Annotated in this window: 21 protein-coding genes; 3 read left to right on the plus strand and 18 right to left on the minus strand. The window is 38.2% G+C overall.

Features of this window, described 5'->3' with window-relative positions:
• Positions 1 to 85 precede the first annotated feature (85 nt).
• From GVN22_RS14390 to GVN22_RS14470, 17 genes are all read right to left on the minus strand, one after another.
• Positions 86 to 595 (minus strand): NADH-quinone oxidoreductase subunit J, encoded by a 510-nt coding sequence (locus GVN22_RS14390; RefSeq protein WP_166551708.1) that lies wholly within the window; start codon positions 593 to 595, stop codon positions 86 to 88.
• Positions 596 to 652: 57 nt separating this feature from the next.
• Entirely contained in the window at positions 653 to 1,171 is a 519-nt protein-coding gene (locus tag GVN22_RS14395) for an NADH-quinone oxidoreductase subunit I (RefSeq protein ID WP_166551709.1), read from the minus strand.
• Positions 1,172 to 1,212: 41 nt separating this feature from the next.
• A complete protein-coding gene (nuoH, locus tag GVN22_RS14400; protein WP_166551710.1) occupies positions 1,213 to 2,379 on the minus strand; it encodes an NADH-quinone oxidoreductase subunit NuoH in 1,167 nt (388 codons plus the stop codon).
• Positions 2,380 to 2,429: 50 nt separating this feature from the next.
• Positions 2,430 to 3,446, minus strand: coding sequence for a 2Fe-2S iron-sulfur cluster-binding protein (locus GVN22_RS14405; protein WP_166551711.1), 1,017 nt, complete (start codon positions 3,444 to 3,446; stop codon positions 2,430 to 2,432).
• 92 nt (positions 3,447 to 3,538) lie between these two features.
• On the minus strand, positions 3,539 to 4,879 hold the full coding sequence (gene nuoF / locus GVN22_RS14410) for an NADH-quinone oxidoreductase subunit NuoF (RefSeq protein ID WP_095161397.1): 1,341 nt from the start codon (positions 4,877 to 4,879) through the stop codon (positions 3,539 to 3,541).
• A gap of 57 nt (positions 4,880 to 4,936) precedes the next feature.
• Positions 4,937 to 5,962 (minus strand): phytanoyl-CoA dioxygenase family protein, encoded by a 1,026-nt coding sequence (locus tag GVN22_RS14415; RefSeq protein ID WP_166551712.1) that lies wholly within the window; start codon positions 5,960 to 5,962, stop codon positions 4,937 to 4,939.
• A 49-nt stretch (positions 5,963 to 6,011) separates the two neighbouring features.
• Positions 6,012 to 6,506, minus strand: coding sequence for an NAD(P)H-dependent oxidoreductase subunit E (gene nuoE / locus GVN22_RS14420; protein WP_166551713.1), 495 nt, complete (start codon positions 6,504 to 6,506; stop codon positions 6,012 to 6,014).
• A gap of 107 nt (positions 6,507 to 6,613) precedes the next feature.
• Positions 6,614 to 7,849, minus strand: a complete 1,236-nt coding sequence (gene nuoD, locus GVN22_RS14425; RefSeq protein ID WP_166551714.1) for an NADH dehydrogenase (quinone) subunit D — start codon at positions 7,847 to 7,849, stop codon at positions 6,614 to 6,616.
• A gap of 52 nt (positions 7,850 to 7,901) precedes the next feature.
• Positions 7,902 to 8,402 carry an NADH-quinone oxidoreductase subunit C gene (locus tag GVN22_RS14430; RefSeq protein ID WP_166551715.1) on the minus strand — a complete coding sequence of 167 codons (501 nt, stop codon included), beginning with the start codon at positions 8,400 to 8,402 and terminating at the stop codon, positions 7,902 to 7,904.
• Positions 8,403 to 8,466: 64 nt separating this feature from the next.
• Positions 8,467 to 9,015: an NADH-quinone oxidoreductase subunit B gene (locus tag GVN22_RS14435; protein WP_095161392.1), complete on the minus strand. Its 549-nt coding sequence runs from the start codon at positions 9,013 to 9,015 to the stop codon at positions 8,467 to 8,469.
• 87 nt (positions 9,016 to 9,102) lie between these two features.
• Positions 9,103 to 9,471 (minus strand): NADH-quinone oxidoreductase subunit A, encoded by a 369-nt coding sequence (locus GVN22_RS14440; RefSeq protein ID WP_095161391.1) that lies wholly within the window; start codon positions 9,469 to 9,471, stop codon positions 9,103 to 9,105.
• Between the two features lie 372 nt (positions 9,472 to 9,843).
• The gene (locus GVN22_RS14445; protein ID WP_166551716.1) at positions 9,844 to 11,220 is read right to left on the minus strand and encodes a neutral/alkaline non-lysosomal ceramidase N-terminal domain-containing protein; all 1,377 of its coding nucleotides are present in this window, start codon (positions 11,218 to 11,220) and stop codon (positions 9,844 to 9,846) included.
• A 136-nt stretch (positions 11,221 to 11,356) separates the two neighbouring features.
• The gene (locus tag GVN22_RS14450; protein WP_166551717.1) at positions 11,357 to 12,067 is read right to left on the minus strand and encodes a Bax inhibitor-1/YccA family protein; all 711 of its coding nucleotides are present in this window, start codon (positions 12,065 to 12,067) and stop codon (positions 11,357 to 11,359) included.
• A 257-nt stretch (positions 12,068 to 12,324) separates the two neighbouring features.
• A complete protein-coding gene (locus GVN22_RS14455; protein ID WP_166551718.1) occupies positions 12,325 to 12,828 on the minus strand; it encodes a hypothetical protein in 504 nt (167 codons plus the stop codon).
• Positions 12,829 to 13,031: 203 nt separating this feature from the next.
• Positions 13,032 to 14,345: a Gfo/Idh/MocA family protein gene (locus GVN22_RS14460; RefSeq protein ID WP_166551719.1), complete on the minus strand. Its 1,314-nt coding sequence runs from the start codon at positions 14,343 to 14,345 to the stop codon at positions 13,032 to 13,034.
• 209 nt (positions 14,346 to 14,554) lie between these two features.
• The gene (locus GVN22_RS14465) at positions 14,555 to 15,499 is read right to left on the minus strand and encodes an SUMF1/EgtB/PvdO family nonheme iron enzyme (protein ID WP_166551720.1); all 945 of its coding nucleotides are present in this window, start codon (positions 15,497 to 15,499) and stop codon (positions 14,555 to 14,557) included.
• A gap of 292 nt (positions 15,500 to 15,791) precedes the next feature.
• Positions 15,792 to 16,796, minus strand: coding sequence for an FAD:protein FMN transferase (locus GVN22_RS14470; RefSeq protein ID WP_166551721.1), 1,005 nt, complete (start codon positions 16,794 to 16,796; stop codon positions 15,792 to 15,794).
• A gap of 559 nt (positions 16,797 to 17,355) precedes the next feature.
• On the opposite strand from GVN22_RS14470, the gene GVN22_RS14475 reads away from it, so the two are divergent.
• The 3 genes from GVN22_RS14475 to GVN22_RS14485 all read left to right on the plus strand — a co-directional run bounded on the left by GVN22_RS14475 (position 17,356) and on the right by GVN22_RS14485 (position 21,818).
• Positions 17,356 to 18,915 (plus strand): ankyrin repeat domain-containing protein, encoded by a 1,560-nt coding sequence (locus GVN22_RS14475; RefSeq protein ID WP_166551722.1) that lies wholly within the window; start codon positions 17,356 to 17,358, stop codon positions 18,913 to 18,915.
• 4 nt (positions 18,916 to 18,919) lie between these two features.
• The gene (locus GVN22_RS14480; RefSeq protein ID WP_166551723.1) at positions 18,920 to 19,408 is read left to right on the plus strand and encodes a DUF2271 domain-containing protein; all 489 of its coding nucleotides are present in this window, start codon (positions 18,920 to 18,922) and stop codon (positions 19,406 to 19,408) included.
• 217 nt (positions 19,409 to 19,625) lie between these two features.
• Positions 19,626 to 21,818, plus strand: a complete 2,193-nt coding sequence (locus tag GVN22_RS14485) for a PepSY domain-containing protein (protein ID WP_166551724.1) — start codon at positions 19,626 to 19,628, stop codon at positions 21,816 to 21,818.
• A gap of 55 nt (positions 21,819 to 21,873) precedes the next feature.
• Here GVN22_RS14485 and GVN22_RS14490 read toward each other — a convergent pair whose 3' ends face one another.
• On the minus strand, positions 21,874 to 22,863 hold the full coding sequence (locus GVN22_RS14490; protein ID WP_240915660.1) for an FAD:protein FMN transferase: 990 nt from the start codon (positions 22,861 to 22,863) through the stop codon (positions 21,874 to 21,876).
• Positions 22,864 to 23,078 lie beyond the last annotated feature (215 nt).

Here is a 23,078-nt window from a genome sequence, read left to right on the forward strand (position 1 = left end):
TAGACTATAACTTAACATTTTATTAAAAGATATATCAACAAAAAAGGGAGCCGAAAGCTCCCTTTTTTGTTGATATATCTAAAATTTAGAAATTTCTTTCTCCTGCTTCTCTCTTACCTAGCATTACTGCACCCACCATTGCTACAAAGAACAAGATTGATACTAACTCAAAAGGAAGAAGATAATTGCGATATAAGAGCTTACCTAAATTCTCAACCATACCCGTTTGAGAATCATATAAAGCATTATCAGCACCTGTACCTAGATTGATTTTGCGTGTTGCTGCAATAAAAATTACTAAGACAGTACCACCTACAACAGCCCCAGCCAACTTTGTTAAGTTAGTTTTCGAATCAGGGGAGTTTCGTCGTAGATCGAGCATCATGATTACAAACAAGAACAATACCATAATAGCTCCAGCATAAACGATGATATTAACCGCCATCAAGAACTGCGCGTTGAGCAATACATAGTGTCCTGAAATACAAAAGAACGTAAACACCAAATACAATACACTGTGAATTGGGTTTTTGGAAAGTACAACCATCAACGCACTAATTAACGTAAGGGCTGTAAGAAAGTACCAAAATTGCATATTTTTCGAATTTAAACAGGTAAAAATACCTTCTGCTGTTAAATCTATAAATGTTTCTTATTTCCAACCATCACGTAGATAACGGTCATCCATTTTTTCTACGAGTTTATCTTTACCGAAAATTACTTCGTTACGGTCGTTGAAAACAGGTACCATTTTGTCATGGCGTAAGAAAATAGCCTCTTTAGGACAAGCTTCTTCGCAAAGTCCACAGAAGATACAACGAAGCATATTGATTTCATATACTTTAGCGTATTTCTCTTCGCGGTACAAAGTTTCTTCTCCTTTTTTACGTTCTTCGGCTACCATAGAGATTGCTTCGGCAGGACAAGCTACGGCACAAAGACCACAAGCTGTACAGCGTTCTGCTCCGTTTTGATCTCTTTTCAAGATATGGTGCCCACGAAATATAGGACCTAAATATCTTTTTTGCTCAGGATAACGAATTGTTACTGGCTTTTGAAAGAAGTGCTTGAGGGTAGTTAACATCCCACCTGCAATCGCTGGCAAATATATACGCTCTGCTAGCGTCAATTCTTCTTGTTCTAATACTTTCGTTCTATTACTTAATTTCATACTAAGTCAGTAAAAGTTGGGATATTGAAGGCTATTGGGGATTAACGAGCCAATGCTGTTTTCTTTTTCTTTCCTCCAGCAATCGAGTGATAAATAAACAAACCTACAACCAAAACAGGAATACCTGCAATGGCGATACCGATTGAGGCCAAGCTTGACAAATTAAATTCAGCTGGTAACAAAATGATAAGACCCGTCCATACTACATTGAACATGGCGATTGGAATCAAGCCTGTCCAGCCTAAGTTCATCAATTGGTCATAACGGAAACGTGGTAATGTCCAACGAACCCACATGAACACAAACACAAAGAATAATGCTTTTCCGATTAATGCGCCGAAACCAATAAAGTTTGCAACATTTTCGCCAAATGAATTGACTACTGTTTCGTAGAATGGATAGTCATAACCTCCAAAATACAAAGTAGCCATTACTGCGCCTGAAACAAACATGTTGATGTATTCTGCAAACAAATAGAAACCTAATTTCATTGAAGAATACTCTGTATGGTAACCACCAATCAATTCAGTTTCACATTCAGGTAAGTCAAATGGAGTACGATTACACTCTGCAAAAGCACAAATAATAAAAAGAATAAACCCTACTGGTTGGTAAAGGATATTCCAGTGTCCATTTTGTTGCGCTTCAACGATTGCTTTGGTTGACAAAGAACCTGTCATCATCAAGATAGAGATGATTGAAAGACCCATTGCTAATTCGTAAGAGATATTTTGCGAAGCCGCACGGATAGCTCCCAATAAAGAGTACTTGTTGTTAGATGCCCAACCACCTACTAAGATACCATAAACACCAAGAGATACGATACCAAATACCCACAAAATACCGATGTTTACATCGATACCTTGCAAGTCAAATTTCACACCATTACCTAAGTCAATAGTATCGCCAAAAGGAATTACAGCAGAAGTCATAAGTGCTGTAAACATAGACAAACATGGGCCTAGAATAAAGAGCCATTTACTTGAATTAGCAGGAATAAAATCTTCTTTCATAAACATCTTTACAGCATCGGCAAGAGGCTGTAAGATACCAAATGGTCCCGCTCTATCTGGACCAACACGGTCTTGAAAGAAGGCAGCAAAAATACGCTCGAAATAAGTAGAGTACGCTGCTACGCCCAAGGTGATAGCAAAGATAACACCTACATATATGGCTTTTGCGGTAAATACTGTGGATGTAAGTTCCATGAATATACAATATTAGTGCTATTGACTACTGTTGACAGTAGCGACAAAAATTATTTCAACTGCTTTTGTGGTTCCAAAAATGAACGATCACGATTATCGTCAATTTGCTTATACTGTTCAGCAGCTTGCTTCAATGGGAAAGCAGGTTTGATAGAGCTTGCACCATATTTATTCGCTGAAATCACAGAATGACGAGCTACTTTCATTGGGCCTTCGATAGTCCAATCAGAAGTTTTCTTACGTTCAAAACGACAAGTATTACAGATAAAGTCTTGTACTTCACCCCACTCATTTTTACGAGCAGTTACACGAATTACTTCATCGCCACGATACCATAAAGTTACTTTTCCTGAGCATTTACCACAATCACAGTGAGCATCTACAGGCTTAGTAAACCATACACGGTTTTTGAAACGATACGTTTTATCAGTCAAAGCACCTACTGGACAAACATCAATCACGTTTCCTGAAAAATCGTTATCAATCGCTTTCTCGATATAAGTACTAATTTCGGCATGGTCACCACGGTGCATTACCCCATGAACACGTCCTTCAGTAACTTGGTCTGCTGTGTACACGCAACGATAGCAAAGCACACAACGGTTCATATTCAATTGAATATATGGACCTAAATCCTGTGGTTCGAAAGTGTTACGTTCTTCGATGGTACGAGTTTTAGAAACACCATGTTCGAAAGTAAAATCTTGTAAGTGGCACTCCCCGGCTTGGTCACACACAGGGCAATCAAGAGGGTGATTCAACAATAAGAATTCTACTACACCTTTACGAGCCTCAAGCACTTGTGGACTGGTTGTGTTTTCCACAATCATACCATCCTGAACTTGAGTAATACAAGAAGGTACTAATTTTGGCATTGGACGAGGGTCTTTTTCAGAACCTGCAGTTACTTTCACCAAACAAGCGCGGCATTTACCACCCGAACCCTTGAGTGGTTCGTAGTAACACATCGCTGGAGGGGCAACATGCGCACCGATTTGACGAGCCGCCTGCATAATAGTGGTACCCGGTTCTACCTCAATAGTGATGTTATCAATAGTTACTTTCATTGTTCTCTTATTTGAAGATTTGAGAATTTGAAGGTTTTGCCTTAAATAATCAAATTTAAAAAGACTTATTAATAGAAAAATATGGGCAAATCTTACAATGTCCAACTAGCACCTTCACGCATAAACACCGCACCAGGCTTTGTAGCTTCTTCTGGATGTTTTACGTGCCATTCAAACTCATCACGGAAGTGACGGATGGCTGCTGCCACTGGCCATGCTGCTGCATCTCCTAATGGACAAATGGTATTTCCTTCGATTTTCTTCGCAACATCAACCAACAAATCAATGTCTTCCATACGACCTTTGCCATGCTCAATACGATGAATTACTTTATCCATCCAGCCTGTACCTTCACGACATGGAGAACATTGTCCACATGATTCATGATGGTAAAAACGAGCAAATGTTAACGTATTATGTACGATACAAGTAGTTTCGTCCATTACGATAAAACCACCTGACCCTAACATTGTACCTGTAGCAAAACCACCATCAGATAACGATTCGTAAGTCATCAAACGATTTTCACCGTTGGTTGTTTTCAAGATTAATTCTGCTGGTAAGATGGGTACTGACGAACCTCCCGCTACAACAGCCTTGAGCTTGTGTCCATCACGAATACCTCCACACCATTCGTCAGAATAGATAAAATCCTCTACCGTAATACCTAGTGGAATTTCATAAACGCCAGGTTTGCGTACATGTCCAGAAACCGAAATCAATTTGGTACCTGCACTACGTCCTACGCCTATTTTAGCATATTCTTCACCGCCGTTGTTTACAATCCAAGAAGTAGCGGCAATAGATTCTACGTTATTAACTACGGTTGGGCACTGATACAAACCTTTTACCGCAGGAAAAGGAGGCTTATTACGTGGATTACCACGTTTACCTTCCAAAGACTCTAGCAAAGCTGTTTCTTCACCACAGATATAGGCACCACCACCAGGTTGTACAAAAAGGTCTAGATCATAACCTGAACCTAAGATGTTTTTACCTAACAATCCTTTATCATAAGCTTCTTGAATCGCTTTTTCTAGGATGTTAATCACATACATCAACTCACCACGCACATAGATGTATGAAGTATTGGCTCCCAAAGCATAAGAAGATACAATCATACCTTCGATTAAGGTATGTGGAGACTTCATCATCAAATAGTGGTCTTTGAACGTACCAGGCTCTGATTCGTCGGCATTACAAACCAAATAGCGAGGTACACCCTCTGGTTTAGCCAAAAATGACCATTTCATTCCTACAGGAAAACCTGCACCTCCACGACCACGCAAACCTGATTTTTTCACTTCTTCAGTTACTTCATCTGGCGCCATTGTCTTGATGGCTTTTTCTACCGCTGAATATCCACCATGCTTACGATAAACGTCGATGGTTTCAATACCAGGTACATCAATATGTTGGGTTAATATTTTCATGTGATTAAAAAATACATTAAAGCATGAAATGTTATTTTCAAGAAAAGTAAAAAGTGCTTATTCTGTCCAATCTTTTCCTTGTGAAATAATATCTTCTTGTGCCAAATTTGCAGGGTTTGCATAGATTGCTACCCCATTATAATAGCTTGTCTGAGACACATCTTTAGTTTCTGCACGGTGCTTAGGTTGCGCCTGTACTGTTGAATAATGGCAAACAAATGACTTGCGTGTCATTTCAGCATTATTGATACGACTTCCGCCATGTGCTAATGCTCCGTGCCAAATCAAAATATCACCCTTTTTAATCAAAAGTACTTTCTTTTGAATTCCGAACTTGGCGCATATTTTATCCAAATACTTACCAAATTGATCAGGGCTAAACAGCGACAAACCATGTTTGTACAAAATACCTGTAACTCCAAAATGAAACTTTGGCAATTTATGAGAGCCAGGATAATAGAACAAAGGACCAGAATCAGGGTGTACATCTTCTAGGGGAATCCAAGCAGCAGCTAAATGGCTCGGAACACCCGATGTTACCCAAGGATAATCCTGATGTGTACTTTGTTGACTACTATACTTAAAGATTAAACTTTGAAAAGCAGTAAGATCATTATCCAATACGGCACGCAAAAAGGCTACAATATTGGGATGAGTCATTACTTTTTTGGCTCCAATCGAAGCATTGTGGTAATCATTAATACGAGCACCTATGCTTTTCAACTTATCTTTTGGTATATCCTTTAGCTTGGCATCCTTAGTATTATTAAATTGATATACCAAAGCTGTCATATCATACTTCTCATGATTCTCGATGGTTTCTTCAACTTCATTCCAAAGATTATCTAACCATTGGGTCGGCAAAACATTTTCAAGAACCACAAAACCATTTTCTCTCCAGAATGCTAGCTTTTCTTTTAAATCAAAAGGCAACGACCCTTCAATTTTAACTTTATTTATTACTTGTTCCAAAGAAACATCCTTATCAACTAGTGGTAATGTTTCGCTATCAAAGTCTTTTGGACCTTGAGGCGCAACATAATGTCTAATTTGGTGATAAGGTCTTCTAAAGGTATTTTTCAAAAAAGCTATCATTAGGTAGAGGAATTAAGTATCAAATGATTTATTATAATTATTTTGAAAGATCTTCGATGATGGCATCTACCTTTTCTGTCGTAAGGTTCATATAGTACTTCTCACGAATCTGAAAAACTGGTCCCCAGCCACAAGCAGCAAGACATTCTACTTCTTTTACTGTAAACTTGCCATCTGCCGAAGTACCACCAGTATCAACACCCAATTTTTTCTTTAAGTGGTCATACACTTCACCACCGCCCATTAGGCAGCAAGGGCCTGTACGGCAGTATTCAATTACATGCTCACCCACAGGCTCAAGGTGGAACATCGTATAAAATGTGGCTACTTCATAAACCTCGATTGGCTTAATATTTAATAAGCCAGCTACATAGTCCATTACCTCAGAACTCAACCAACGCCACTCAGCTTGTGCTAAGTGTAAAATTGGAAGTAAAGCTGACTTTTGTTTACCTTCTGGATAACGTTTGATGATTTTGTGTACCCTCTCCAACGTATCTGCTGGAAACTGAACGGTTTGTGTGTTCGTCATGTTCGGTATTAGCATTTCGGAAGGAATACTTTTGAATATTCCTTTTCGCTTCTAACTAAATATTTCTACTAAAACTATTGGGTCGATTTGTTTGAAATGGAAAAACACTAGGTATCCAATTCGCCAGCAATCACGTTCATAGATGACATCGTAATGATAGCATCAGAAAGTGTTGAGCCTTTAATCATTTCAGGGAAAGCCTGATAGTAAATGAAGCAAGGGCGGCGGAATTTCAAACGGTAAGGAGTACGTCCACCATCAGAAACTAAATAAAAACCTAATTCACCATTACCTCCTTCTACAGAGTGATAAACCTCGCCCACAGGAGCATCAATTTCACCCATCACAATCTTAAAGTGATAGATTAGTGCTTCCATGTTGTTATAAACTTCTTGTTTGGGAGGCAAATAATAATGAGGAGCATCAGCATGATAAGGTCCTTCTGGAAGGTTATCCATGGCTTGCTGAATAATGCGTAAACTTTGCCACATTTCTTCGCCACGAACCAAGAAGCGGTCATAGGTATCACCAGTTGTACCTACTGGGATTTCAAACTCGAAGTCTTCGTAAGAAGAATAAGGGTTCATGACACGTACATCGTAGTCAACACCCGTTGCACGTAAGTTTGGACCCGTGAAGCCATAATTTAAAGCTCTGTCAGAAGATATAGCACCTACTCCTGTAGTTCTATCCATGAAAATACGGTTACGCTTAACCAAACTTTCAAACTCTCTAAGACCTTTAGGGAATTCACTTAGGAAATGTTTGATTTTACGAATAGCTTCGGCAGAGAAGTCACGCTCCATACCACCAAAACGCCCCATGTTGGTAGTCAAACGAGCACCACATAGTTCTTCGTAAATTTCATATATATGCTCTCTCCACTGCATTACATACAAGAAACCAGTCATGGCACCAGTATCTACAGCGAGTACCGAGTTACAAATAATGTGGTCAGCAATACGAGCCAACTCCATCATAATCACACGCATATATTGTGCTCTCTTAGGAACTTCAATACCCAACAGTTTTTCTACAGTCATGTGCCAACCCATATTATTGATTGGTGACGAACAGTAGTTCATACGGTCGGTAAGCGTTGTGATTTGATAAAAAGGACGACGTTCAGCGATTTTTTCAAACGCACGGTGGATATACCCTACAGTTTGTTCTGAATCGATGATTGTCTCCCCGTCCATGGTAAGGATATTCTGGAAAATACCATGGGTGGCAGGGTGAGTAGGACCAAGGTTGAGGGTGGTCAACTCATTAACATATTTTTTGTTTTCTTCTGATTTGGCGATTCCTACATTAGGACTCGACACTAAAGCAACATCTGACATATTTCGCTTGGGTGAATGAGCTACCGAATAGCAACCCGATAGTTACCGATTATTATCTTCCAAATAAAGCATCAATCTTATCTTGACGAGTAGCATCCTCCATTGGATACTCTTTGCGCATAGGATGATAGTCCATATCTTCTACATTCAAAATGCGAATAAGATTTGGATGTCCTTCAAAGATAATTCCATAAAAATCGAATGCTTCACGCTCCATCCAGTTAGCTGTAGCATAAAGCCCTGTGATGGTTGGCACTTTTGGAGACTCGATAGGAACATACAATTTGATAATCAATCGTACATTGTTTTCGAGGCTATGCAAGTGATAGATGACACCTAATTCCTGACCTACAGCATCGGGAAAGTGGATACCCGCTAAATCAGTAAGAAATTGGAACTTGAAAGTGGGATGTTGATATAAATAATGCAAAAGAGGTACAATAGTATCTACAGAGGTAGTTACGTTCAAAAGACCGTAATTTTCCATGATTCCGTAAATTTTATCCTCTCCGAATTTCGCTACTAAGTCTTGAGCAATTTGTTCGTTTGTCATTGTAAACGCTGAAATGATAGACTAATGAAAAAGGGATATTTAGTTATAAAGTGTTGCTTTATAACTATTCAATACCATAAGAAGACAACAACGCCTTGTATTCAGGAGATTCTCTTCTTCTTCTTTGTTCTGATTTAGCTAGCTCCTGAATTTCCATAAAGCCATCAAGGATTTGTTCTGGACGAGGAGGGCATCCTGGTACATACACATCGACAGGGATAATACGGTCGATACCTTGTAAAACAGAGTAAGTATCAAACACACCGCCAGACGAAGCACAAGCACCAACAGCAATCACCCAACGAGGCTCAGCCATTTGAAGATACACTTGTTTTACAACTGGAGCCATTTTTTTAGCAATGGTACCCATTACCATCAAAACGTCGGCTTGACGTGCTGAGAAAGAAAGACGTTCTGCACCAAAACGAGCTAAGTCATAGTGCGAAGCCATGGTTGCCATAAATTCGATACCACAACATGAGGTAGCAAATGGTAAAGGCCAAAGTGAGTTTGCTCTCGCCAAACCAACCAAGTCATCTAGTTTTCCAGCGAAGAATCCTTGACCTTCTAGTCCCTGTGGGGCATCTACTGTCTTTATTATTCTATCACTCATTGTCTTATTCAATTAATAATATTTGATGTCTTACTACCTAACTAGCTGTTGAGGCAGAAGGTTTTATAGAGAAAGAGGCTTTGAGAATTATTTTTCCCAGTCAAGCACTCCTTTTTTCAATACATAAATAAAGCCTGCTAAAAGAAGACCCATAAAAACTACCATTTCCAAGAAGCCGTCCCATCCTAATGTCTTAAAATTTACAGCCCATGGATACATAAAGATAATTTCTACATCAAAAAGCACAAATAGGATAGCCACAAGAAAGTATTTTACAGAAATAGGCGTGCGTGCATTTCCCACTGACTCGATACCACATTCAAATACATCGTCTTTTGCTTTGCTATGTCTTTTAGGTCCTAACCAGTGAGTAGCCACCATTGTCAATACGATGAATGCAAGTGCTGCCCCTATTTGGACAATAATCGGAAGGTAGTCTGATGGTTGATAGTTCATTTCTTTGTCTTTAAGTTTTGAAATTTGCCTACAACGGCTCTTTTCTCTCGGTGCTTTTAGTCAATATATTCTGAATGAGAGACTTGTGTTTTGCTCGTTGTGAGATTGTTTTTGCTATCACAGCTTTTTAATGGTCGCATAGCAACAATTTCAGAAATCAAGTCGCAATTTACTGATAAAAATTTACATGAAGTGTTTTTTTTACCTGAAAAAGCTCGGGAATTATTGTGCTTGAGCATGATTACTTAGATGTTTTTCAGGATTTCAGCTAATTCAGAATTATTCTAAATTAGACAGCTACTTTTGTTTACATAGAATTAATATCTGCCTTTCTTTCTCGAAATCTTCCAGTAAAATAACCAAATTTTAAAATCAATTTTCTTCTGGCTCTTGTATCTTAACGGTTGGCGCATTTTTCGTCAAAATACTATTGATCACTTCTTGAAAATATTGCCCGTTCTGAGGACCATACCAATTCATTACTCGAGTTTCGTATTTATTCAAATCATAATGGTTGTCTTCGGTAATGTATCCTACATAACTTCCATCAAAACTAGTAACAATGAGATTTAGATGCTGAGCCTTAGCGGTTTTGAGGACTTCTGGCATCAATTCGCCACTGTAATCACAAGGTGTACCTACAAAAATGGTATTACCCAATTGGAACACCTTCATTTCGGCAGGATATTCTCCAAAAAATGTTTGAAATACCCAAGGACGAAAACGTAGGTCTTGCGATACTCGTACTTGTGGGTCACGCATCGATAACGGAATCACCGAAGCATGAAGGTTATCCACAAGCCCAGTTTTAATTTGTGGACTAACTTTAGCAATTTTTTGGTAAAGACCATCAGCCACACGATTGAGTTGAGCATAATCATCTTTCATCTCCTCTCCTATTGGACCTGTACTGCCAACAGAGCCAGCCATAAACATTGCAAAATTGGCTTGGTCTTTTTCGAGCTTATCCACCAAAACCCCTGGATAATCTCTTGACAAAACCATTTTATCAGCATTAAGCGTAGTAGCATGTGCCGAATACACACAAATCAAGGCATTTTGTCCATTGTCTTTATGAATTTTCAATACACGTAAAGTCGGGTCTACCGTACCTTTTTCATGAACCAACCTATTGAACACCAACTCTGGAGCGTCTATTTGCCCATAGCCGATTTCAGCAGCGGTCGTATTTGCATCAGCTAATTGGATAGCCTTGACAATCTTATTCGCAATGTCCTCCACCACTTCAGGATGGTATTTTCCAGCAAATAATTCTCCAATAGCATTTTTACCCCATGCACCTATGCTATTGTGCGTATGTGTAGCGCCTATAAACACATGCTCCCATGAAAAACCAATTTTACCAAGTTTATCTTGCAAGCTTAATCTTACCTCGGGTGGAATAATCAGCAAATCACAAGAAACCATCGCAAACTTACGACCATTATCAAACACCATAGCTCGCACATAAATAGAGTCATGTACACTCTGATAAGGTTTGCCATCGCGATTGCCATATCCTGCTGTAGCCAATGGCTGTGAGGGTGTTAGGTTTACTTTTGCCCAACCTACATATACCGAATCATACTGTGGCTCAGTATCTGGAGTATAATTAGCCAACCAGTTTTGCATTTGAGCATAAAACTCGGTCTGGTGCAATTCTGTTCTGTCTACTGTCGTAAAAGTCCCGATGGCGGCTATTACAATTAGCGCCAAGAAACCTAAAATAATATTTCTGAAAATCTTCATGAGCAGTTTGTGATTAAACCAATAAGTATTTGAGCATATTTTCATGAATAAGTCAATTACACTTCTGTACTTTTCTTCAAAAATAAAACTCCTCACCTAAGTTTAGATGAGGAGTTTTAAGAAAAATGCTTTTGTATTAATCTCTTCTATTTCCGAGTAAACGAAGTAGATATAAGAATAAGTTGATAAAGTCTAAATACAAGGTCAATGCCCCCATAATAGCTTCTTTATGATCTTCGTCTGTGCCTTCGTTGCCGATGATATTCATCTCTTTGATTTTTTGAGTATCGTACGCTGTTAAGCCTACAAAAATCAATACGCCAATAGAACTAACTATCATTCCAAACATATCGCTACGCAAGAAGATATTGACAACACCTGCAATTACTAAACCGATAACACCCATCATCAAAAGGCTACCCCAAGAGGTTAAATCCTTTTTGGTATAATAGCCATAAGCCGCCATTGCCATAAACATTGAGGCTGCAATACCAAATACATAAACAATCGAATCAGCAGTGAATACAAAGAAAATGACCGATAGTGTTAATCCATTCAAAATCGAATACAGAAAGAACCAGACAGTAGCAGAAGTAGCCGACATAGTTGCCACTCGCGACGATAACCACAACACAACCCCCAATTCAGCTATCATCAATCCATAAAAGGTAAACTTGCTACTAAAAATAATGTCAACGATTTGAGGTGTACTTGCTACACCAAATGAAACCGCTGCTGTAACTATTAAAGCCAAAGACATCCAAGCAAATACTTTGGTCATATAACGAGCCTGTTCGGACTGAACAGCCTCCTGTGAGTAATAAGGTGAATACTGATTGTTTTGCATAAGCTTGTTGTAATTAGATTGTAATGCGAATCTTAATGTTAAGAAAGCTGTATTATAAATTCTACGGAGTATTGAAAATATAACATAAGATTCAAATTTATCTCTGAGGACACTATGTTACTAAACTTCGTTGGCATTGCCAAAAATTTAACAATAATTCATTCTTTACTAACGAGAAAATTAATACTTGTGCTATTTCAATAACTCCTTTTTACAATCATAATAAAAATATAAAGAGCTTAATTACAAGCTATCAGTTATTCAGGAATCGATTTTTTCCTACTTCCAATTGTGACACCAAGCTTAAGTGTAAGAAAATTAAGTTCATATTGAGAAGAAGACAGAATGAAGTTTTGTTCTACTGATAATCTGAAGTGTTTAATGTCAACTCCTCCTCTAAGAGAGGCTCCCATTTTATCATACCTACGTTTAGCATTTTCAGCCTCAAAAATTGCATTGTAAATACCAAAGCCTACGCCGAAAAAAGGTCGAGTTCGTTTTTGTCTTCCATAATTTCCAATACAATATTCGGATGTAATTAAATAGGACGATACGCTATTTATTGGCCCAGAAACAATAGGTCCTGTTGAAGAAATACTACCATAGGCATTAGCTGATTCAAATTTAAATCCTACAGATACCTTATCGTTAAAGCAATATTTAGGTTCAATAGAAATACCTCCTCCAAAAGACGAGGATGATTTTGCTATACCAACTAATAAGTCTAGCTTGAAAGGATTATTACTTTGCGACCTTACCATGAGACTGTAAGTTAGCAATATCGAGAGCATACATATTTTTGACTTCATAGGGTAGTTGTATAGACTAGATGTAAACAAATAATTTTAACTACGACTTTATAAATCTTTTTGATAAACATAATGACCTCTATAGGTCAGTAGTATTCAACTCTGAGTTATTAGTTTTCGACAAAAGCCGAAAACTAATAACTCAGAGTTGAATACTACACAAACTTAGTTTTACCCGGAATTGCTACTGGATACAAACCATTTGCATCTGGTTTGAGTGGCATATCGGCATCCCAAGCAAATGTTTTTGGTGCTAGGTCTAAACCTGAATTTATAGCTTTGTCCCAAGTTATTACCTGACCAGAATAAGTAGCCATTCTTCCAAGAATAGAAGTCATGGTTGATTTGGCTCCATTTTCGGCATCGGCAAACTTATATTGCCCTTTGGCGATTGCTTCAAACAATTCGTCGTGCTCTACTTGGTAAGGGTTAGGATCTTTGCTACCATTGTGTTTGAATAAGGTATTTCCTTTGTAGTCGGTAATATGTCCTGCATCAAACATAATTTTACCTTTCGTACCAACTACTAATTCATCTACTTTTGCCCAAGTTCCCTTGATATGGCGACATTGAGAATTGAGAATTGTCCCATCGGCATATTCAAACTCAACGATATGATGGTCAAAAATTTCGCCATAATCTTTTCCTTTTCGTACCTCACGACCACCAGTTCCTCTAGCCTTGACAGGATAAGAGTTTTTGACCCAGTTAATTACATCGATATTGTGAATATGTTGTTCGGTGATATGATCGCCGCATAACCAGTTAAAATAATACCAGTTACGCATTTGATATTCCATTTCGGTTTGACCAGCCTTTCTTGGGTTTACCCACACGCCATCATTATTCCACCAAGCCGAAGCAGATACAATATCTCCTACCATGCCGTCTTGAAGGCGCTTCATAAGTTCACGATAAGAAGTTTGGTAATGGCGTTGTAAACCTACTACGACGTTCAGCTTTTTCGCTTTTGCTTTTTCGGCAGCCGCAAGTACTCGTTGTACACCAGCAGGGTCTGTAGCAACAGGTTTTTCCATAAAAATGTGTTTACCTGCATTCACTGCCGCTTCAAAGTGTAAAGGACGGAAACCTGGAGGCGTAGTCAAGATAACCACATCTGCCAAAGGAATTGCTTTGAGATAAGCATCAAATCCCACAAAACGTCTGTCGGCAGGGACATCAATCTTTGATTTCAAATTTTCGAAATCATCGCCTGTAATTTCTTTGTAGCAATTGTCTAAACGGTCTTGGAAGGCATCAGCCATTGCAACCAATTTCACATTTTGCTTAGTGCTCAACGCCTGAATAGCAGCACCTGTACCACGTCCACCGCAACCTATCAAGGCAACCTTAATGGTATCGTCGACAAGACTATTAAACATACTTGCTTCCGACAAAAACGGAGCAGCAATTAAACTTCCAGTAATTAGCGATGTACTTTTAACAAAATCGCGTCTAGTTTGACTCATAGTTAGAATTAGTTTTAGAAAATGAGAGGTATTTTAATATTGGATTTGGGATGTTGGATTGCGGAATTGTATGATACTTTTTTATAAAAAATAAAGGTAATTTTCCATATTTCCGAAATCAGCAATCCCAAATCCGCAATAGTTTTAGGTCTTTCGGTAAGGGCAATTTGTCTTAGCACTTTGTGCCTGTGCTCCTGTTCACTCATAACCTACTTTAATACTTTTGCGAAAAATGCTTCGACTTCTTCTGCCGAAGGCTGTTGTAGAGGTTGTACAATACGGAATCCTACAAAAGGTGCATCGGCATTCCACCATTTACTTTTGGGTACTTGTGGGTCACGACGATTCCAAATAGGGTCTGATTTTAGGCGATTAGCACTTCGCAATTCTTTTGCTTCATCTTTATAGTTGCCTCCTCGCACAGTACTCGGATAGCGTTTTAACTTTTCTGAGTAAGGATTCTCTTGTCCTGCACTTAGTTTTTGATAAAATCCTTCATCGTATTGGTCCATTGTCCATTCGGCTACGTTGCCCAACATATCGTATAATCCCCAAGGATTTGGCTTTTTCTCACCTACTCGATGATAATGTCCTTCGGCGTTGGCACCATACCAAGCATATTGAGCAAGGTCTTTTTCATTTTCTCCAAAGAAGAAACGAGTTTTACTTCCTGCACGACAAGCATATTCCCATTCGGCCTCTGTAGGTAATCGATAGAAAATACCTGTTTTATGATAGAGCCATTTGCAATACATTAAAGCTGCATACTGCTGCATCGAATTAGCAGGAAAACCACCTACTTTTCCCATGCCCAAAGTAAAATCAATGTACGGAGGACTAGGACGAGTAATGGCATCGGGCTTGGGCTCAGGGTCACGTTCCTCTTCAAAAAACAGTTGATATTCGTCGTAAGTCACTTCGGTTGCTCCCATCCAAAAAGCTGAAAGCTTTACCTTCACTTGTGGTGATTCATCTGGCTCATGTCCCGCTTCGCTTTCGGAGCTACCTAAGGATAGTTCTCCCGCTGGAATCGCTACCATTTTAAATTTGACAGTAGTATTAGGAATGGTTTGTTCATAAGATTGGAAGTTTTGAGCTTCGGAGATACCAAAAACAGCGGTAAATAAACTCAAGGTCAAAAGAGTTTTTTTCATAGAAAAATTATGAGGTTGATATGCAAAGTTGAATTGAGATGACTGTAAACTAAATAGAAATATGTTTTATTAAAATACTCTTTCTTTTTCCAAGACTACCCAACAGACCCTCACAGTTTGTTTGTGATTATTGAGTGATTGGTGATTGAGTGGTTGAGTGATTTTTAAAAATTTTATATTAGTAGAGACGCAATGTTTGCGTCTGAGCCCTAGAATATACCTATGGAGACGCAAGCATTGCGTCTCTACCGTGATACACACTTTGTGCCTATGTGCCTTTGATACTTTGTCCCTATTCCATCATTTTCTCAAAATAGCTGTTTTGCCATTTAAGAATCACTTTACCTTTCTTCTCTACAATCAGTAAACCTGTATTAGGAAAACTATCACAGAGCTTGATAGCCTTTTTGATTGACAAAACACTGCAAGCTGTAGCAAGCCAATCGGCAGTAGCACCGTCGGGAGCAATAACAGTCACATTACGTTGATGTGTAAGTCCCAATCCTGTCTTGGGATTCACGATATGTGAATAATGCTTTCCGTCTATTTCTACGTATTGATACATATCGCCAGATGTGGCAATAGCAGTATTTTGAAGAAATAAATATCGAGGTAATAATTCTTCTGAGGAAGGGATATTTACTCCAACACTCCAAGCTTTTTTACTTGGTGGTGCTTGTCCCATGGCTAAGTCTCCTCCCGCATCTACGAGTGACGAGCCTAAACCTTCGTTTTTTAAAAAATCTACTACTTTTTGGGCTATATATCCTTTTGCTATTCCTCCTAAGTCGAGTTGCATATTGTTTCGAAGCAACTTCACTTCATGAGTGGAAGGATTCATTTTTATAAACTTAAACCCCACACGCTGCTGTGCATTTCGAATAGCAGAGTCACTGGGAAGTTGTTTGAGCTTTCGAGCTTTTCTCCAAAGTCTGACCACAGGTCCGATAGAAATATCAAACGCACCATTGCTTTTCGAGAAGGCATATTGGGATTTCTCCAAAATATCCCATAAAGCATTCGAAACTTTGGGGCTTTCGCCTTTTTGTGATAATACACTCAATTCGCTCTGCAAATCATAATCGCTATAAATGCCATTAAGCGAATCCACCAACAGATAAGCCTTTTTTATGGTTGTAGCAACTTCAATAGAATCGTTGCTATATACCACAACAGAGAAAGGAGAACCCATTTTGGGTTGTGTAAAAGTCCACTTGCGGATAGGCGATTGTGCCTGTAAGTGGGCTGTATGAAAGAGTACCAAAAGAAGAATAAACAAAGATGCTTTTGTTTTCACAGAATCAATATGTTCGAGGTTTGTGAGTGTTAACGCAAATATGATACGACAAGTTAAGAAATAACCATTTGTTCACTTGCCCTGATTTGCGCAGTTCTGTTCGAAATAAGTAAACAATTGGACTACAATACCCTCTTTACTCCCTATTATCTAAATAAACATCTCGTTATTCATACATCCAATATGGCATTCGGTCGAATAAATACACCTGTTAGCAGGAAATGACTCTGGGTGTTTACTACTACTGATGATTTTATTCTAATTTTATGCAGGCTATTGACTTAAAGCATCTCATTACGCATTATCGACTCTTTCCATCGATTTGTCAGTAGGTTATTCATTTTCCTAAAAAAATGTTACAGAATTTTACTTTTCATCATTTTTATGGTCAAAGCCAATAAATGCTCTTTTCAAGTAAATAAAGTGATTTAGCTAAATTTAAAATAGAGTATTATGGTTAAACAAAGATTCTAATTTATATTTGTACTAATTCTAAATAAGAAAAACTTATTTGTTTTGAGTCCCAAAACTTCAACCCGATAAAACATACATATTTCAAATGAAAAGAATATTCATTGCTGCATCTTTGGCACTTTTCAGTTTCGCTGCAAGCGCTCAAAGAAATACCTTATTAGAACAATCATTTTGGAGAAACCAACCAAATGCTGAAGCTGTAAAAGCTGAGGTAGCAAAAGGCAGTAACCCTTCTGAACTTAACCGTCAAGCGATGGATGCTGTAGTAATGGCCATCAACTCTGGCGCGCCGAACGAAACCATCAAGTATTTGTTGGAACAACCTGGAAATGATGTAAACAAAATTACTCACGATGGTCGTATTTATTTGCACTGGGCTACAGCAAAGGGCAATATCGAAATCATGCAGTTGTTAATCGACAAGGGTTCAAAAGCAAGTATGGTTGATGCTCATGGAACTACTCCATTAAACTTTGCTGCTGGCAACGGACTTACACCAGAAGTAATCGACCTTTGTGTGAAAGCTGGAGCAAATTTGAAAAAAGACGTAAACCAAGACGGTGCAAACGTTTTATTACTAGCTGTTGCTGGAGATAAAGATTTGGCAATCACTAATTATTTGGTATCAAAAGGTTTAGATATTAAAAGTGTTGACAAAAACGGAAATAATATTTTTGGTTATGCCGCTCGTAGTGGAAACGTTAACCTTTTGAAAGCCTTAGTACAAAAAGGTATCACGCCAAACGACAACGCTATTGTGGTTGCATCGCAAGGAGGTAGAAGAGGAACAACCCTTAGTTTAGAGTTTTTTGAATACTTAGAAAGTTTAGGAGTAAAACCTACAGCGACAACTAAAGCTGGCGAAAACGTTTTACATTTCTTAGTTCGTAGACCTAATCAAAAGGAAATTATCGAGCATTTCTTGGCAAAAGGTGTTAATGTAAACCAAGCAGACGAGGAAGGTAATACTCCGTTTATATTTGCAGCGGCATCTAACAGAGATTTAGCTACCTTAGGTTTACTTGCATCAAAAGTATCAAACATCAATCAGACCAACAATAAAGGAGAATCGGCTCTTTCACTAGCTGTAAAAGGAAACTCTCCTGAAGTTGTTAAGTTTTTGATAGAAAAAGGTGCTGATGTAAAAGTAACAAACAAAGACGGTGAAAACTTGTTAGCCTATTTGGTACAATCTTATAGTGCAGGTGGTTTTGGCGGTCCTGGAGGGCCACAAGGTGCTCCGCAAGGCGGACCTCAAGGTGGTGGTGAGGGTCGTGGTGGCTTTGGGCCAAAAACAGAAGACTTTGACGCCAAACTAAAAATGTTGGAAGAAAAAGGATTAACAGCCAGCACTCCACAAAAAAATGGCAATACCTTATATCACTTGGCCGTTATGAAAAACGACTTAGGTCTTTTAAAACGTATTCAGGCACTAGGTATTGACGTAAATGCAAAAAACTCGGAAGGAATCACTGCGCTTCACAAAGCAGCAATGATTGCTAAAGACGATACCGTTATGAAATACTTGGTATCTATTGGTGCTAAAAAAGAAGCCGTTACTAATTTCAACGAAACAGCTTTTGATTTAGCTTCAGAAAACGAATCACTTTCAAAATCTAAAATATCTATCACTTTTTTAAAGTAGTAAAATGTTCAAATTCTTAAAACTAGCCGTTATTGCATTAATCGTATCGTTGGGTGTTTCTAACACAACACAAGCACAAACAACGAAATACAAATGTATGATTCAAATGACTAACTATATGGGCGAAGGCGCTTATATGGTTGTATCTATCGTAGATGCTAAAGGAGCTTATGACAAAACTTTGTATGTATTAGGTTCTGACAAAAAATGGTACAAAGACCTAAAAGAATGGCATAAAGCATTCTCAAAAAAGCCAAGTAACTTAAGCGCTATCACAGGTGCATCGGTAACAGGTGGCGACCGTAGTGTGGTTGTTCTTGAAATCGAAAATGCGAAGTTGAACTCAAATTACAAAATTCGTTTTGAGAGTGCCGTTGAGGATAAGCCCTATTACGTAAAAGATTTGGAGGTTCCACTAACAACTGATGGCTTAGCGGCTAAAAGTGAAGGAACGGGTTATATCCGTTATGTAAGATTTAGTCCTGCAAACTAGAATAGGAGACAACAGGCACAAAGTGATAGCGTGTAATTCAATAACATGGCTTTACTTTGTGTTTTTCCCATCAGTTAATCAATTCTGTTGACAACTGATGGGAAAATTTTAGAGCAGTGTTTTATGTATTAAGTAACCTATTCGAGGAAAAGATAACAACTGTTCAAGATTCTTATGTATTTCTCCGTTTGCATTTAATTCAACCAACTCTCAAAATATGAATCTTTCTATCTGGAGATACAGTCACCTTACGTTGGCGGTATCTTCTTTTCTTTTTCTAGCCCTTGCCGCTATTACTGGTATCATTTTGTCGTTTGAGCCAGCTTTAGAAAAAATCAACAGACCAACAACGCCATCTCTTAGTCAAGTAACTTTGGCTGAAAGTATTCCTGTGTGGAAAAAGCAATATCCTTCAATTAGTCAGGTAGAAGTAGATGATTTTCATTCTTTAGTAGCCAAAAGTTCTGATTTTCCAAAAGATATTCAGGAAGGATATATTCATCCCCAAACTGGAGAGTTTTTGGGAGCAACCAAGCAGAAAGGTGCCTTCTTTGAATGGATTAATGCTTTACACCGCTCTTTATTTTTACATGAACTAGGACGTTTTTTTGTAGGACTCACAGCATTCCTTCTATTCTTAATCACTATTTCAGGTATCTTACTCCTTATTCAGCGTCAGCAGGGAATACGCAACTTTTTTAAAGGAATTCCTAAAGATAGCTTTGCACAATATTACCATGTCATATTGAGTCGTTGGTCTTTACTACCAATTCTTTTAATTGCGCTTACAGGGGCTTATCTCTCATTAGTTCGCTTCGAAGTATTTCCTGTGGCTAAAGTAAACTTAGAGGTTGATTTTGATAAGATAAAAGATACTCCTCAAAAGAAACTGGAAGATTTTCCAATCTTCAAAAACACATCGCTCTCAGAAGTAAAAAGCATAGAATTTCCTTTTTCAGAAGATCCTGAAGATTATTTTACCATCAAGCTCAAAGACCGAGAAATTGTCGTAAACCAAATTACAGGAGAAATTCTTGCTCAGCAAGCATATCCTTTTACACAAATTATGAGTACGCTCAGCCTCGATTTACACACTGGTAGAGCGAGCATCATCTTGGCTATCATTTTGGCTATTGCTTCTGGTAATATCCTATTTTTTATATACACTGGCTTTGCTATTACGTTTAAAAGACTCTCTGGAAAATCTAAAAACCAATTTACAGCTGAAGAAAGCCGTTTTGTTATCTTAGTAGGTTCTGAAAATGGCAGTACATGGGATTTTGCCAATGGTTTTTATCAACAATTGATTAAACTTGGAGAGAAAACCTATATCTCGACTCTCAATGAATATCAGAGCTACCCAAGTGCCGAGCATTTGGTTGTGTTTACCTCTACCTATGGGGCGGGTGATGCGCCAAATAGTGCAAGCAAGTTTCAAGAGTTATTATCGACTGACATTTCTCAACCTTCCTCTATTCAAATATCTGTAATCGGTTTTGGATCTCGTGCTTATCCAGATTTCTGTCAATTTGCTTATGAGGTACATCACTCTCTAGGCAGTAAATCTTGGGCGAAGCCATTGTTGGATATTCATACGGTAAATGACAAATCGGAGGAAGATTATGCACTTTGGGCAGAAGCTTGGTCAGCTAAAACAGGCATCAGTATTTCGAGTAAAGCTCCGCTGAAGCAACCCAACAACTTTAGGAATTTAGAAGTAGTGTCAAATACTTCTAATCAACATGACGATACCTTCTTGATTAAGTTTAAAACGAAAAGATGGACAAAAGTGAAATCAGGGGATTTACTGGCAATATACCCAGCTAACGACCATCGTGAACGCTTGTATTCGATTGGAGTTATCGATAAAAGTGAGATTCAGTTAAGTGTGAGATTACACGAAAATGGACTAGGCTCAGGATTTTTGCATCGACTCAAAGCTGGAGATACATTCAAAGCTAAAATTGTTCAAAATAGCCATTTCCATTTCCCTAAAAATAGTCCAGAAGTCATCATGATTTGTAATGGTACAGGTATTGGACCATTTTTAGGAATGCTTAGTCAAAATAATAAGCAGGTTCCTTGTCATTTGTATGCAGGGTTCAGAGATAAATCTTCGCTCGGTTTATATCAATCTCAGCTGGACGAGTACAGTCAACAAAAGAAATTGAATACCCTTACTGTTGCTTTGTCTCGTGAGACTGAAAAGTTGTATGTTGGAGATTTGATTAAAAAAGATGCCCATCAAATAGCCACTATATTAAAGAATGGAGGCGTAATTATGATTTGTGGATCATTGGCTATGCAAAAAGATGTGATGGTCGTACTGGAACAAATCTGTGAAAAAGAGCTTTCTCAGTCATTGAGTCACTACCAAGCACACGAACAAATTCTTTCGGATTGTTATTAATTTTTTGATTAGGGTGCGACTTCAGTCGTACCCTAATCAAAAAATCTTCACCCTCCTATTTCAAGGTAAAATCTTTAATATTCAAGTTTTTAGTAGTTACCACCTTTCCCTCATCAGTAATCAAGATAGCACTGTATTCAGGGTGTTTTTTCAATAGCTTCAACCCTTTGTCTTTTCCCAAAACCATAACAGAAGTACTAAAGCCATTAGCTGTTTCGGCACTAGGACCAAACACCGTTACGCTACAAAGGCCAGTAGCGGGATACCCCGTTACTGGGTTGATGATGTGCGAATAGCGTTTTCCATTAAATACGACAAACTTCTGATAGCTTCCCGACGTAACTACGGCACTTTTAACAAGTGGTACGATAGCAAAAACAGTATCTTTTTTCATAGGATTGGTAATTCCGACAGTCCAAGGTGTGCCATCTGGTTGGCTTCCCCACGTATTCATATCGCCAGAGCCATTAACAATTCCTGCCTGAATACCTCTTGCCAACATCATTTCGCGACAGCGGTCGGCGGCATAACCTTCACCTAATGCTCCGAAGCCAATTTTCATTCCTTTTTTCTTCAAAAAAATTGTACTGTTTTCCTTATCTAGCTCAATATTTTGGTAACCAACTTTTTCTACTGATTTTTTAACTGCCTCTGGCGTTGGCATTTGTTTCATAGAACCATCAAATTTCCAAATTCTATCCATTGCCGCAAAACTAATATCGAAAGCACCGTTTGTTATTTCCGAAAAATGTAGTGCTCTTTCTGTCAACTCAAATACTTCAGGATCTACTTTCACAGGTTTGATTCCTGCATTGCGATTTACATCCGAAATTTGAGTCGTACTTTTCCAATCTGAAATTAAATATTCTATCCTAGAAATTTCAGAAATGATATCCTCAATACTTTGTTTGGCAGTGGCTGTATCTTTCGCAACAACAGTAATATCAAATCTTCCGCCCATCAGCAGGGTAGTTTTCTTTTTGAGTACTTGAGCTTGAGAAGCAATTGAAAAAAGAAATAGAAATACAAAAGGGATTTTACGCATATATTTGGGAGCTTTCGTTATAGCAATAATCGTGAATAAATAGTAGTACTGAATTATGAGTTGTGAATTGTGAATGTATTTTTTTTATATCAAAATTTGACTTTACCTGTATTAATTCGCTTAATGCTTTTAGCTTACGGCTACTATACCCAGCTTTTTTAAGTAGGCATATTTTTTTGATAATGAGACATTTGCATTTTTATCCATCTTAAAAA

It is taken from the genome of Cellulophaga sp. BC115SP (genome assembly GCF_009905545.1).
In the GTDB taxonomy this organism is placed as follows: domain Bacteria; phylum Bacteroidota; class Bacteroidia; order Cytophagales; family Spirosomataceae; genus Flectobacillus; species Flectobacillus rivi.

Excerpts from the sequence above, each read along its gene's own strand:
- GVN22_RS14390 (WP_166551708.1), bottom strand. The coding sequence starts at position 595 with ATGCAATTTTGGTACTTTCTTACAGCCCTTACGTTAATTAGTGCGTTG.
- GVN22_RS14395 (WP_166551709.1), bottom strand. The coding sequence starts at position 1,171 with ATGAAATTAAGTAATAGAACGAAAGTATTAGAACAAGAAGAATTGACG.
- nuoH (WP_166551710.1), bottom strand. The coding sequence starts at position 2,379 with ATGGAACTTACATCCACAGTATTTACCGCAAAAGCCATATATGTAGGT.
- GVN22_RS14405 (WP_166551711.1), bottom strand. The coding sequence starts at position 3,446 with ATGAAAGTAACTATTGATAACATCACTATTGAGGTAGAACCGGGTACC.
- nuoF (WP_095161397.1), bottom strand. The coding sequence starts at position 4,879 with ATGAAAATATTAACCCAACATATTGATGTACCTGGTATTGAAACCATC.
- nuoE (WP_166551713.1), bottom strand. The coding sequence starts at position 6,506 with ATGACGAACACACAAACCGTTCAGTTTCCAGCAGATACGTTGGAGAGG.
- nuoD (WP_166551714.1), bottom strand. The coding sequence starts at position 7,849 with ATGTCAGATGTTGCTTTAGTGTCGAGTCCTAATGTAGGAATCGCCAAA.
- GVN22_RS14430 (WP_166551715.1), bottom strand. The coding sequence starts at position 8,402 with ATGACAAACGAACAAATTGCTCAAGACTTAGTAGCGAAATTCGGAGAG.
- GVN22_RS14435 (WP_095161392.1), bottom strand. The coding sequence starts at position 9,015 with ATGAGTGATAGAATAATAAAGACAGTAGATGCCCCACAGGGACTAGAA.
- GVN22_RS14440 (WP_095161391.1), bottom strand. The coding sequence starts at position 9,471 with ATGAACTATCAACCATCAGACTACCTTCCGATTATTGTCCAAATAGGG.
- GVN22_RS14445 (WP_166551716.1), bottom strand. The coding sequence starts at position 11,220 with ATGAAGATTTTCAGAAATATTATTTTAGGTTTCTTGGCGCTAATTGTA.
- GVN22_RS14450 (WP_166551717.1), bottom strand. The coding sequence starts at position 12,067 with ATGCAAAACAATCAGTATTCACCTTATTACTCACAGGAGGCTGTTCAG.
- GVN22_RS14455 (WP_166551718.1), bottom strand. The coding sequence starts at position 12,828 with ATGGTAAGGTCGCAAAGTAATAATCCTTTCAAGCTAGACTTATTAGTT.
- GVN22_RS14460 (WP_166551719.1), bottom strand. The coding sequence starts at position 14,345 with ATGAGTCAAACTAGACGCGATTTTGTTAAAAGTACATCGCTAATTACT.
- GVN22_RS14465 (WP_166551720.1), bottom strand. The coding sequence starts at position 15,499 with ATGAAAAAAACTCTTTTGACCTTGAGTTTATTTACCGCTGTTTTTGGT.
- GVN22_RS14475 (WP_166551722.1), top strand. The coding sequence starts at position 17,356 with ATGAAAAGAATATTCATTGCTGCATCTTTGGCACTTTTCAGTTTCGCT.
- GVN22_RS14480 (WP_166551723.1), top strand. The coding sequence starts at position 18,920 with ATGTTCAAATTCTTAAAACTAGCCGTTATTGCATTAATCGTATCGTTG.
- GVN22_RS14485 (WP_166551724.1), top strand. The coding sequence starts at position 19,626 with ATGAATCTTTCTATCTGGAGATACAGTCACCTTACGTTGGCGGTATCT.
- GVN22_RS14490 (WP_240915660.1), bottom strand. The coding sequence starts at position 22,863 with ATGCGTAAAATCCCTTTTGTATTTCTATTTCTTTTTTCAATTGCTTCT.